Here is a 12,073-nt window from a genome sequence, read left to right on the forward strand (position 1 = left end):
TTTGTTCAACAGATAAAACGCATTACGATGTACATAAGATATCGCTGTGAAATAGTTCATGCAATCTATGAAATGCATGAGCTCACTTATCTAACCTGATTATCTTCGCTCAGCATCTGTAAAGCAATAGCGCTTAGCATAACAAAAAGCATTTGTACGTACATTAACCCAGTGTTGAGGTTGTGTATATCAGCGATTGGCAATAAGAATGCTTGAATACAGCTGAAATAAAAGATAGCTCATAACCGCGTTTTTTGCTATGGTAAATCTTTAGCGTTAGGCATTTTTTTGCTGCGCCCCTTTTCTTATTCTAACGACTACTGCTCCCATTATGACTACTAGCTCCATGCCCCAGATTAACCCTGAATACGTCCATTGGTTCCGTAACTCTGCACCCTACATTAATACCCATCGCGGCAAAACTTTCGTGATCATGTTTGGTGGTGAAGCGGTCAATCATGCGAACTTCAGCACACTTATTCATGATTTTGCCTTGTTGCATAGCTTGGGTATCAAGCTGGTACTGGTACACGGGGCACGACCGCAAATTGAAAAGAACTTAAAAGACGCTAACATTGAATCGCCGCTACATCAAGACATCCGTATTACGCCACGTGCAGCGATGCCATCTATCTTACAAGCCGTTGGTGCTATTCGTTTACAGATTGAAGCTCAGCTATCAATGGGGTTGGCCAACTCTCCGATGTATGGTTCACGTATCGATGCGATATCGGGTAACTTCGTGACAGCGCGCCCATACGGTATCCGTGAAGGTATTGATTACCAAATGACGGGTGAAGTGCGTTCTATCGATGTAGAAGCCATCAAAAATAACCTACTTCACGACCATATCGTTGTACTAGGCTCGATGGGCTACTCTGCGACTGGAGAAGTATTCAACTTATTGGCGGAAGATGTTGCCCTAAGCGCTGCCGTAGCACTTGGCGCTGATAAGCTTATCTTCTTAGGTGAAGAAGCAGGTATTAACGACGACGATCGTTTATTACGTGAAATGATTCCTAATGAAGTAGATCGCTTCTTACGAGACCGTGATTTAAATTGCGAAATCAATTATTTCTTGAATTGTGCAAGTTTGGCCTGTCGTCAAGGTGTGCATCGCACGCATATTATCTCGTACGCTAAAAACGGCGCATTACTAGAAGAACTATTCACACGTGATGGTTCTGGCACGCTGATTAGCCACGACCCTTATGAAGAAATTCGCCGTGCCAATATCGATGATGTGGTCGGACTTATTGAGCTACTGTCACCTCTAGAAGAACAAGGTATCTTGGTCAGTCGTTCGCGCGAGCGCTTGGAGCAAGAGATTGATAATTATAGTGTGATTGAGCGCGATGGTATGATTTTAGGCTGTGCAGCATTGCATACGCTAGACTCAGAGTCAGCGGAAGTTGCCTGTGTTGCCGTACGTCCTGAGTATCGTAGTGGTAGCCGCGGTGCAGATTTACTAGCGTTTCTAGAGCAGCAAGCGCGCAGTCATGGTTTGTATAAGCTGTTTGTTTTGACCACTCGTACCGCGCATTGGTTCGTTGAGCAAGGCTTCGCTGAAGTTGAAGCCAGCGCTTTGCCTGAAGCACGTTTAGAAAAATACCATAACGGCCGTAACTCTAAAGTCTTTCAAAAGAATCTATAATTTATCACCAATTTGATATCGGCTTTATAAGCTCGGTATTAATCTGAGGTAAAATATTAGTCGTAAAAAAGCCTTCATAACTATATGAAGGCTTTTTTAGGTTAAGTATTTAAATCAAACAATTCTGCTTTAGATACTTATTTTACTTTTAATAGCTCAACAGTAAAGATAAGGGTGCTGTTAGGCTCGATACCAGCGTTACCCGCTTCGCCATAAGCGATATCTGATGGGATATAGAACTCGTATTTTCCGCCTTCTTTCATCAACTGTAGACCTTCAGTCCAACCAGCGATTACTTGGTTTAATGGGAACTCGATTGGCTCACCGCGCTCATAAGAGCTGTCAAATACCGTGCCATCAAGCAATTTACCTTCGTAGTTTACTTCGACCACATCAGTTGCTTTTGGTGATTTACCAGTACCTGCTTTGATAACTTTATACTGTAAACCAGACTCTGTTTGCTTCACGCCTTCTTTTTTAGCGTTTTCTGCTAAGAATGCAGTACCAGCGGCTTTATTTTCTGTCGCTTTGGTTTCCATATCTTTAACGAATTGCTCTTCTTGCTCTTTTTGATAGTCCATCAATACTTGTTGCATTTGCTCTTGGGTCAATGCTGATTCATTGCCTTCGTAGCCATCACGGAAGCCTTTTTCAAAAGTATTTAGGTCTAGATCTTTGACAGCGTCTTTGTTGCCTTCTGCCATCATGAAACCTAAGCTATAACCTACTTTTTCACTAGCTGAGCTTTGTTCAGTAATGGAAACGCTTTGAGCGGCTGTTTCTTGATTGCCATTGTTGGTGCTACAGCCTGTTACTAACAACATAGCGCTAGCAAGTGCACTAACGCCTAAAGTAGTGATTTTTTTCATAAAGTACTCTCTAATTGTAAGAATAGTGGCGAGATGTCACATTCCTCTATAATAACAAATCTTAGTTTTAGGAACCACGCTTTGCACGAAATTATCGGGCCAATGTATAGTCTATGTTAATATCTTCTATCATAATAACAAGTTATCACACAAATATAGTAACAGGTAAAGCTTTCTGTCTTTAAATCCATCAATACATCAGCTAAGCTGAATTAGTTAAGGAGATAAGTAACCGAGCGTTAATTTTTATCAAAAATAAGCAGATATCGATAGCGAAGTCACTGTAATATAAATAAGAGATACTGCTGATAATAGTTTATGCTCAAAAACGATAATATCTCTATATAACTGATTCTAAAAATACTATTTATGACAACCATCTGTATGTCTTGCTCACTAATCGCTGTATGAACATTGTTTTTGGCGAGTTATATAAGATGCTTCAAGGAGGATAAGATGAACCCAATGTACACATCTTTTAACGGCTATCTTGGTGGACCTATCGGTTCCATCATTGGTGCTATTCTGATATTCGTTATTGGTTGGCTAGTAGCCCTTGGTATCGCAGCACTGGTACGCGGCGTACTCTCTAAAGTTAATCTCAATCAACGTATGAACTCTTCAACTGGTAAGACCTACGACCTTGAAGGTATCATCTCCAAAATTGTTTTCTGGTTTATTTTCATCATTGCTATCTCAGGCGCACTTAGCCAATTAAACTTAAACTCTATCTCAGCACCATTCGCAAATATGGTTAATCAAGTATTGGCATTTATCCCTAATCTTATCGGCGCTATCGCACTTGGTGTGATTGGTTGGGTCGTGGCTACTGTTGCACGCACAGCGATCAACGCAGCTCTTGCAAAAACCTCTATGGATGAGCGTTTAAGTGCACAAGCTGGTGTAAAACCAATGAGCAGCACGATTGCTGATATGGTTTACTGGTTCATCTTATTGGTTGTGTTGACCATGGTACTTGGTCAATTAGAACTTGATGGTTTGTTTGCACCATTAACTAATATGGTCGACAAAATCTTTAGCTTCATCCCTAATATCTTGATTGCTGGTGTGGTTTTCGTCGTTGGTTATATCATTGCCAAAGTCGTACGCGGTATTGTGACCAACCTTGTTTCTACTTTTAATGTACAAGAATTGGCGTCAAAAGCAGGTTTAAGTGAGCAAAATAGCTTACCTAATATTGCAGGTTCATTAGCATTTCTTGTAGTTATTATTCCAACCATTATTGCTGCTTTAAACGCATTGAAAATCGAAGTAATTGCTCGCCCTGCGACCAATATGCTTAACAAAATCATGGAAGCCTTGCCAAATATCTTTATGGCAGTCGCTATCCTAGTAGTAACTTTCTATGTTGTACGCATGGTTGCCAACATCATCAAAGGTCTGATTGAGAACACTCAAATCAATCAATTACCTGCGAAAGTTGGTCTACAAGAAACCATGGGTGATAAGAAAATTTCTGACCTAGTTGGTTATGCGATTATCTTCTTCGCTATGCTATTTGCCGCTATTGCAGCTGCTGACTTGTTAGGTTTCGAGCCTATCTCAGCTATTATTACGATGTTTATCGCATTCGGTGCAAACATCATCCTAGGCGCAATTATCCTATTCATCGGATTCTGGCTTGCCAATATCATTGCAGGTGTGGTTGAACGTTCTGAGCAAGGTTCACAATTCCTAGCAAACATCGTACGTGTATTAATCATGGGCCTAGTATTAGCAATGGGTCTAAAAGCGATGGGTATTGCCGATTCAATCGTTAACCTAGCATTTGGTCTAACACTAGGTGCGGTAGCCGTTGCCTTTGCCCTATCATTCGGTCTTGGTGGTCAAGAAGCTGCAGCTCGCTTCTTACGTAAAATGCAGGACAAGATGGATCATGAACGTACTGAAGCGAAAGCAAAATCTGCGCTACAGCCAAGTTCATCAACTCAAGAAAAGGTTGCTGATTCAGTTCGTGAAAACACGCCATCTGCTGCTAGTACACCTACCACTGATTTACGTACTGATGTAGTTGATACACCACGTGTTAATACTAATGACATCTACAACAGTGATGACGTACTTCCTGGTAGCGGTCTCAATGACGATATCAATAAATAAGTATTTTTGATTGTTTAGTTTAGATACGAAAAAGACAGCCTAGGCTGTCTTTTTTTATGTCATTAATTATATTAATAAATCTGTGCTTATTCTTATTAATAAACGGGTAGAAAGCTAACTACGTCTATCTACTGCTTATCTTTACGCGCTGGAATCGTTAAACTCATCTGTACTTGAGGTAGCTTCTCTTTTTGCGCCTTTGCAGACTTACCATCCTCCACGTTACTAGCAGGTAGCGTATTTTGTTTATCTAATTCTTGTTGTTTTAGTTTCTGCATTTGCTTAGTAAGTTGGCGCTCCCTTTGAGTCATCGCATCAACTGGCTGAATCCACAAATCAATATCGAAAAAATTCTCATTATTCTCAGTGATAAAGTCGATACCAAGCACGACTACATGATGTAGCTCAATAATTGGCAAACGTGTGGCAACGTCTTGTGCGATCTTCGCTAGCTTTGGTTGGACAGCGGCTTTGCTATTAGGCCCTTTAGACTCGTGACCATAAAACACCAGTACATAATGTCGTCCCAAACTTTCATAAGAATGTTGATGTACCACATAGCCATCTTTTTGCAGCGCTGCGCTTTGTTTAGGGTGTCTATATAGCGTACGGATAAGCTCATGACGTGAAAACAAAGACTCATCTAGCAGTTGCTGTTGCCAGTGAGCGAGCGGTATTGCTGTTTGGTCGTCATTATTAGCTGCGTGCTTTTTACCATACGTATCTATCATCTGCATACTTAGCTGAGACCATATCGTAGCTGCTTGTATCATATGCTTATGGTACATCTGAGCAGTTGAACTTTGGTTCTTGTAGGCAAGCGTAATGGCGACCAGTGCTGAGTTAGGTTCGTCTTGTACTTCATTTTTGATGAGCGCATTGTCGACTACAATAGCAGGAGCAAACAGGTCTGGGCTTCGTAAGAAGCGCTCAACCAAAGCATCTTCCGATTCAAAACTTGGAATATGATTTACAGCCGACTGCTGTAGCTGCTCCAGATGATAAGCTAAGAAACGCCATAACTCACATGGGGTTCGTACTGCTGCTGCTATCGAGTACCAGTCATCCCAGCTAAAGACTTGCAGCTGCTGCATGCTTTCGCTCATGTCGACAACTAAGTCTTCTAAAAAGTAACGAACCCCAAAATTGTGTTTAAGCCGTTGTAGAGCACTGTTTGAATTGTTTGCACTGTCACCGTTATCATCTTGATTGAGACTGCTACTTCCTCCGACAAGCTGAATGTCAAAAATCATAGCTTCATAACCAACTGAAGTATTGTCTCCATCTTGAGATGATAATGACCTGTACCACGTAAGTGCTGACTTGACCGCAGTCATACGTACAGCCTCAATATCAGCTGATTCTGTATCATAGGGTAGATACAGTGTCAGCTCCAACAGCTGTAGCTTGCCAAGTGGCAACTGATATTGATAGTGACGAGCGATATACTGAGCATTGTATTCATGCTCAATCGTATGCATGCCTGCTAAAGTCACTGCCATGGCATCTGCTTGTAAATAACTGACTAGCTCAGTCGTCAGATAGCCCCAGTCGGGCATGGTAGTAATCGAATGGGACACAAGTTCCAACCTTCTATTATCGTATGATGAATATCGCACATGCCAGCTCGTGATAAGAACAACATGATTGTCACGTATTACAAATATCTGAATGATGCAAAATTATGCTACATAAGCACTATCAGAGACAGTCGCTTTCAAAGCGATCACTTGTTATGATGATATCAAAGCAGTATTGCTTGCGTGCAAGTTTATGGATGACAAACTGTACTTAGTTGTATTTATCGAAACCGTAGTCATTGAAATTTTAATCATCGAATTTTTAATGACTATTATATAATAATAAGGATTAAAAATTATGAAGCGTTTTAAAGAAAAGACCGTCGTTGTAACGGGTGCAGGTTCTGGTATTGGCCGTGCAACCGCCATTCGCTTTGCCGAAGAAGGCGCTAGTGTGGTTTTAGTAGGACGTACGGCAGCAACACTAGAAGAAACTGCCAAAGAATTACCGCAAGATCGTACTTGGATTCATACCGACAATTATCTCATTATTACATGCGATATCAGTGTCCAAAGCCAAGTACAAGAGATGGTTGAACGCGCTATCGACAAATTTGGCAAGATTGATATCTTGGTAAACAACGCTGGTAAGGCAACCCAAGGTAAAATTACAGAACTATCTGCTGATGATTGGCGCTCTGCTATCGATGTAAATCTAAATGGGACTTTTTATGTCTCTCAAGCGGCTATGCCTCATTTGATTGCATCAAAGGGTAATATCGTCAATATTTCATCGCTCTCAGGTATGGGTGGAGACTGGAATATGGCTGCTTACAATGCCGCTAAAGCGGGGGTAACCAATTTGACCCGTACATTAGCATTGGATCATGGTTCAGATGGTGTTCGCGTCAATGCGGTTAATCCAAGCGTCACCAAAACCGATATGACTACGGCTATCCAAGATAATGAGTCTAAGACGGATAAGTTCTTAGCTCGCTGCCCGCTTGGACGTTTGGCAACCCCAGAAGATATCGCCGCTGCCATTACCTTCTTAGCAAGTGATGATGCCTCTATGATAACTGGTGTCAATCTACCTGTCGACGGTGGTGTTAGTGCTTCTAACGGCCAACCACAGTTTTAGACTTTTGCACTGATAAACATTCGAATATTATTCAAAAAAAGCCCCTGATACCATCATATCAGGGGCTTTTTCAAAATTAATCATTAGAACTTAGTTGTAGACAGCTTTGAGTTTTCATACCTGCCATACAACCAGTGATTTTAACTTAACTAATGGAACTAATATTTAGCTTATTCAGCTGCATTATTGATATCTTGTAGTGGCTGTGACAAACGCTCAAGGTGTCTTGGCAACACCCCTTTATACTGAGAATATATTTTTGGCAAATCTGCTTCGATATCACCTGTAGGATAAACCAGCGACATAAACCGTATTTCTTTAGTATTGTAGTCCATCGCTACTGGCAAAATCGGTACACCAGCACCCACCGCTAAATAATAAAACCCTGTCTTCCACGACTCAGTATATTGCCGTGTACCTTCTGGTGATAATCCTAAAAATAATGGTTCACCAGTTTTGAACTTATCAATACTGGCTTGCAGCACAGAGCCTTTATTACCACGATCGATAGGAATGACCCCTATCCAATTCAATAGCTGTGCAAACACAGGTACTTTAAATAGCGTGTGCTTGCCCATAATGCTGATTTTGATATCTAATGCAAACAGACTTGGAATCGCATAAATACCATCCACATTAGAAGTATGGGGCAGAGCAAGCACTACAGCTTGTGAGATATTTGGAATCTCGCCTACCGTACGCCAACCTGCTGCCTTTAACAGCGCGGATGCAATAACAGGCGCAAACTTGTTGCCACGCTTTGGAACCTTGTCTCCCAAATGCTTCTTGCTAAGTTTTGGGAGTACTTTGGAGCGCGCAGGTTTAGAAGTAACAGACTTAGAACGGTTAAAAATCTTCGGTATCATGACAGCACAATATAATGAAAGGTACTGACATAATACCATTAAGCCTTTGTGGCTAGGCTAAATTTTGCGTGCTTTTATTATGTGATAGATCGTTTAGCCATAAATATAAGTAATGACCTATTCCGATATTTTGCACACATACTTCTTTAAACTTATTGCTAAGTATTAAGAAATATCGGCCAAATCACCTTTACTCTCAAGCCACGACTTACGATCAGAGGCACGTTTCTTAGCCAGTAGCATATCCATCACACTATTGGTCAGTACCATGTCATCCATATCTAACTGTACTAAGCGGCGTGTATCACGGCTCATCGTCGTCTCACGTAGTTGCTCAGCACTCATTTCACCAAGTCCTTTAAAGCGTGTAATCTGAGCTTTTTTATTGCCCGGTACATTTGCTAGGATATGTGCAAGCTCTGGCTCATCCAGTGCATAGTGAACTTCTTTACCCACATCTACTCGGTACAATGGCGGCATGGCCACAAATAAATGACCTGCATCCACTAGTGCAGGGAAATGCTTTACGAACAGCGCGCAGATCAATGTCGCGATATGGAGTCCATCAGAGTCAGCATCCGCTAAGATACATATCTTGTCGTAACGCAGCTCGGACAAATCATCAGAGGCAGGATCAACACCGATAGCTATGGCAATATCATGAATCTCTTGGCTTGATAGCACTGTATCTGATGATACTTCCCATGTATTTAGGATTTTGCCGCGCAGAGGTAATATCGCCTGATAATGACGATCTCTTGCTTGCTTAGCACTACCACCTGCAGAATCACCCTCTACTAAGAATAGCTCAGCGCCATCACGCAAGTCACCACGGCAGTCTGCCAATTTACCCGGCAATGCGGGTCCCTGAGTAATCTTCTTACGAGCGACTTTTTTGGCAGATTTCAGACGACGTCCAGCTTTATTAATCGCCAATTCAGCGATTTGCGTGCCCATTTCCGCATGCTGGTTTAACCATAGGCTAAAGGCATCTTTTGCCAATGTCTGTACAGCACCCGCCGCTTCACGACTAGATAAACGTTCTTTGGTTTGACCAGAGAACTGCGGCTCAGAAAACTTAAGAGACAGGATATAGTTCACGCCATCCCACACATCTTCTGCGGTCAACTTCACACTGCGCGGCAGCAAATTATGAATGTCACAAAACTCGCGCAATGCCTCTAAGATACCCGTGCGTAGTCCGTTGACGTGCGTACCGCCCTGAGCTGTCGGAATCAGGTTTACATAGCTTTCTTGAATCGGCGTGCCACCATCAGGCAACCAAGACAAGGCAAAGGTAATAGCCGCTCGTTCACCTGCTTTCGCATCATAATTATAATAAAACGGTGCTTCAGGTAATGTTTCCAAACCATCTAATTGTTCGCTTAGATACTCGACTACCCCATCCGTAAACTGCCAAACGACCTTTTCATCATTGATATCGTCAGTGAATTCAATCGTCAGTCCAGCGGCCAAAACAGCCTTTGCTTTTAGATTGTGCTTGAGCTGTTTTACATTAAATTTGGGCGTATCGAAGAAACTACCATCCGCCCAAAAGTGTACTCTAGTGCCACGTTTACGCTTATTTGAGCTGACTGCTTCCGTTAATGGCGTAACTGGTGCACCATTTTCAAATGCCATATCAAACTGTGTGCTATCACGCCATACCGTAACCTCAACGCGAGTTGATAGCGCATTGACAACAGAGATACCTACACCATGCAGACCACCTGACACTTCATAATTAGAAGTCGAAAACTTTCCACCTGCATGCAAGCGGGTCAAAATCAGCTCAATACCAGATTGACCAAACTCAGGGTGAATATCAGTTGGCATACCGCGCCCGTCATCTTCGACAGACAACGATCCATCACTATGCAATTGCACCTTGATGGTTTTAGCATAACCAGCCAACGCTTCATCAACTGAGTTATCAATGACCTCTTGCGCCAAATGGTTCGGGCGCGTGGTGTCGGTATACATACCTGGACGACGACGGACTGGCTCAAGACCTTCTAAAACTTCTAACGATTGCGCATTATATTGACTCACAAATGCATCCTTAACTGTTCGCGTGCGTTTAATTCTATTAAACCATTATAACGAAAAATAGCGACGTTAACGTCAATACTCCATCGCTTACGTCATATAATGTCGTCTATTTAAGGTTGTACTAAACTCTGTAAGATATTCATCACCATCGGCAACTGCTCATCAAAGTCACTGAAGCGATGATCACCACCTACTTGCACCGTTACCGATGCGCCGTGACCTTGATAAAAATTTTTAGACAATTCAGAATTTAACAGCTCGTCGCCTTCTTTTAGTAGTACAGCAACTTTATTAGGATAATTTACTGATAAAAGCTGATGATCTGCAAACCACTGTAAATCTGCAGGCGTAATACTCCAACCACCCGCTGTCGTATGCAGGACTTTGCTAGTAGATGACTCATCTAAATTATCTTGACTTGACACTGATTGATTAGAGAAACGCTGTAAGGTGATATGGGGCTGAGTACTAGGATTGAGCAGTAAAACTGGGCAACCTATCTGATTGCTTATCAAAGTAGAAAAATACCCACCTAGCGAGCTACCGATTAATACCGTATTTGATAACTCAGTCTGCTTATCTGCTGATTTTCTATCTGCACTATTATTTAGTGATTTGATTAAAGACAGTAATTGCTCACACACTTGAGCAGGGGTTTTATTTAAATCAGGACGCAGCACATTAATATCAGGATGATGAAGCTGGCAATATTTTTCTAACAACACCCCTTTAGTCGAGTTGGCATCACTGTCCAATCCATGGATATAAATCAAGTTCACGTATCATCTCACTTATTAATTTTGTTATGATTATCTTATAAAGGCTATCAAAGCTAAGCATATCACCCGCTAGACGAAAATAATAACAATAAAATGGCACGCTATTAGTCAGTATTTGCGACATAATAATGTTGTACAGTGAGTTTATGCGGGTCAAAGGAATGACGGTAGTCATTATGGAGGAGTCATGAATCAACAGTTTGAGCTGTTCGAGATTGCCAATCCATGTATTGGTCTTTGTCAAAGCAATAAGAAGGGTTATTGCTTTGGTTGCCTGCGTAGTCGCACTGAGCGCCAGCTATGGCACGATATGACGACAGAGCAGCAACGCGAGGTGCTACGGCTTATCGCAGGACGTAAGCTACGTATAGAACAAATGAAACAGCGTAAAGATGAACAGTTCGGATTTGATTTTGAAGAGATACCTGAGATAGGTGAGTTATTTTAAGAAGTAATTAATCAGGCCAGACAGGCTAATAGTATTCTTAGAATGCATTAAATTTCGCCAAAATATATACCCAATAACCTAATAATAGAATCAGTAGTACCCACGGTATGGCGAAACACCAATAATATAAATCGCTAGTAGTAAATACGTAAAAATAAACAGCCATTCCAACACTAATTACAAGTGTAGCTGAATATCCAATCAGCAAGGTAAAGAGAACATTATTCTCAATTTTGGTTAAGCTTGGGCTTCCCTCTGCACATATATAGAAAAGAAACCCGAAGGCAAAAGCCCCGCCAATAGTAATATGCAAAAATGATATTAAAACTAGCAACCAAATTGACACGTATACTTCCTTATTAGTCTAATGACGGCTTTGTCTTTAATATAGTGCTTTCTACAAGTTATAAGCGCTTTTAATAGAAAATAGCATACCTTCAAGTTTTTCTATAATCAATACTGCAATACGCTTGCTAGAGTAAATTAGGTAAAGCATCCAGCACCTAGATCCGTCACCAAACCGCGCGCAAAGAAAATCCCCCGACAAGCTAATGTCGGGGGATATTTCAGAATAGAGAGCTGACGATGACCTACTCTCACATGGGCGAACCACACTACCATTG

At 41.6% G+C, this 12,073-nt stretch carries 10 protein-coding genes; 4 read left to right on the top strand and 6 right to left on the bottom strand.

All coding sequences use genetic code 11. The features are described from left to right. Positions 1-331 precede the first annotated feature (331 nt). Entirely contained in the window at positions 332-1,654 is a 1,323-nt protein-coding gene (gene argA, locus V6252_RS10575) for an amino-acid N-acetyltransferase (RefSeq protein WP_057762129.1), read from the top strand. Between the two features lie 137 nt (positions 1,655-1,791). Here argA and V6252_RS10580 read toward each other — a convergent pair whose 3' ends face one another. Then, positions 1,792-2,523 (bottom strand): FKBP-type peptidyl-prolyl cis-trans isomerase, encoded by a 732-nt coding sequence (locus V6252_RS10580; RefSeq protein ID WP_057762133.1) that lies wholly within the window; start codon positions 2,521-2,523, stop codon positions 1,792-1,794. A 456-nt stretch (positions 2,524-2,979) separates the two neighbouring features. On the opposite strand from V6252_RS10580, the gene V6252_RS10585 reads away from it, so the two are divergent. Further along, positions 2,980-4,644 (top strand): mechanosensitive ion channel, encoded by a 1,665-nt coding sequence (locus V6252_RS10585; RefSeq protein ID WP_341610390.1) that lies wholly within the window; start codon positions 2,980-2,982, stop codon positions 4,642-4,644. 128 nt (positions 4,645-4,772) lie between these two features. On the opposite strand, the gene V6252_RS10590 is transcribed toward V6252_RS10585, so the two are convergent. Next, the gene (locus V6252_RS10590; RefSeq protein ID WP_341610391.1) at positions 4,773-6,224 is read right to left on the bottom strand and encodes a hypothetical protein; all 1,452 of its coding nucleotides are present in this window, start codon (positions 6,222-6,224) and stop codon (positions 4,773-4,775) included. A gap of 298 nt (positions 6,225-6,522) precedes the next feature. Here V6252_RS10590 and V6252_RS10595 point away from each other — a divergent pair, with 298 nt between their 5' ends. Further along, on the top strand, positions 6,523-7,305 hold the full coding sequence (locus tag V6252_RS10595; protein ID WP_341610392.1) for an SDR family oxidoreductase: 783 nt from the start codon (positions 6,523-6,525) through the stop codon (positions 7,303-7,305). A gap of 170 nt (positions 7,306-7,475) precedes the next feature. On the opposite strand, the gene V6252_RS10600 is transcribed toward V6252_RS10595, so the two are convergent. The 3 genes from V6252_RS10600 to V6252_RS10610 form a co-directional block, all read right to left on the bottom strand. After that, complete coding sequence (locus V6252_RS10600; protein WP_341610393.1) at positions 7,476-8,171, bottom strand: lysophospholipid acyltransferase family protein; 696 nt, start codon at positions 8,169-8,171, stop codon at positions 7,476-7,478. 165 nt (positions 8,172-8,336) lie between these two features. Next, positions 8,337-10,223, bottom strand: a complete 1,887-nt coding sequence (gene parE, locus V6252_RS10605) for a DNA topoisomerase IV subunit B (protein WP_102092137.1) — start codon at positions 10,221-10,223, stop codon at positions 8,337-8,339. 110 nt (positions 10,224-10,333) lie between these two features. Beyond that, the gene (locus tag V6252_RS10610; protein WP_341610395.1) at positions 10,334-11,002 is read right to left on the bottom strand and encodes a YqiA/YcfP family alpha/beta fold hydrolase; all 669 of its coding nucleotides are present in this window, start codon (positions 11,000-11,002) and stop codon (positions 10,334-10,336) included. Between the two features lie 187 nt (positions 11,003-11,189). Between V6252_RS10610 and V6252_RS10615 the strand changes: the two genes are divergently transcribed. Continuing rightward, on the top strand, positions 11,190-11,450 hold the full coding sequence (locus V6252_RS10615; RefSeq protein WP_341610396.1) for a DUF1289 domain-containing protein: 261 nt from the start codon (positions 11,190-11,192) through the stop codon (positions 11,448-11,450). Between the two features lie 37 nt (positions 11,451-11,487). Here the strand turns inward: V6252_RS10615 and V6252_RS10620 are convergent, their stop codons facing one another. After that, positions 11,488-11,796, bottom strand: coding sequence for a hypothetical protein (locus V6252_RS10620; protein WP_341610397.1), 309 nt, complete (start codon positions 11,794-11,796; stop codon positions 11,488-11,490). Positions 11,797-12,073: the final 277 nt, after the last annotated feature.

This window comes from Psychrobacter proteolyticus (assembly GCF_038155145.1).
Lineage (GTDB): Bacteria > Pseudomonadota > Gammaproteobacteria > Pseudomonadales > Moraxellaceae > Psychrobacter > Psychrobacter proteolyticus_B.

Excerpts from the sequence above, each read along its gene's own strand:
- argA (WP_057762129.1), top strand. The coding sequence starts at position 332 with ATGACTACTAGCTCCATGCCCCAGATTAACCCTGAATACGTCCATTGG.
- V6252_RS10580 (WP_057762133.1), bottom strand. The coding sequence starts at position 2,523 with ATGAAAAAAATCACTACTTTAGGCGTTAGTGCACTTGCTAGCGCTATG.
- V6252_RS10585 (WP_341610390.1), top strand. The coding sequence starts at position 2,980 with ATGAACCCAATGTACACATCTTTTAACGGCTATCTTGGTGGACCTATC.
- V6252_RS10595 (WP_341610392.1), top strand. The coding sequence starts at position 6,523 with ATGAAGCGTTTTAAAGAAAAGACCGTCGTTGTAACGGGTGCAGGTTCT.
- V6252_RS10600 (WP_341610393.1), bottom strand. The coding sequence starts at position 8,171 with ATGATACCGAAGATTTTTAACCGTTCTAAGTCTGTTACTTCTAAACCT.
- V6252_RS10615 (WP_341610396.1), top strand. The coding sequence starts at position 11,190 with ATGAATCAACAGTTTGAGCTGTTCGAGATTGCCAATCCATGTATTGGT.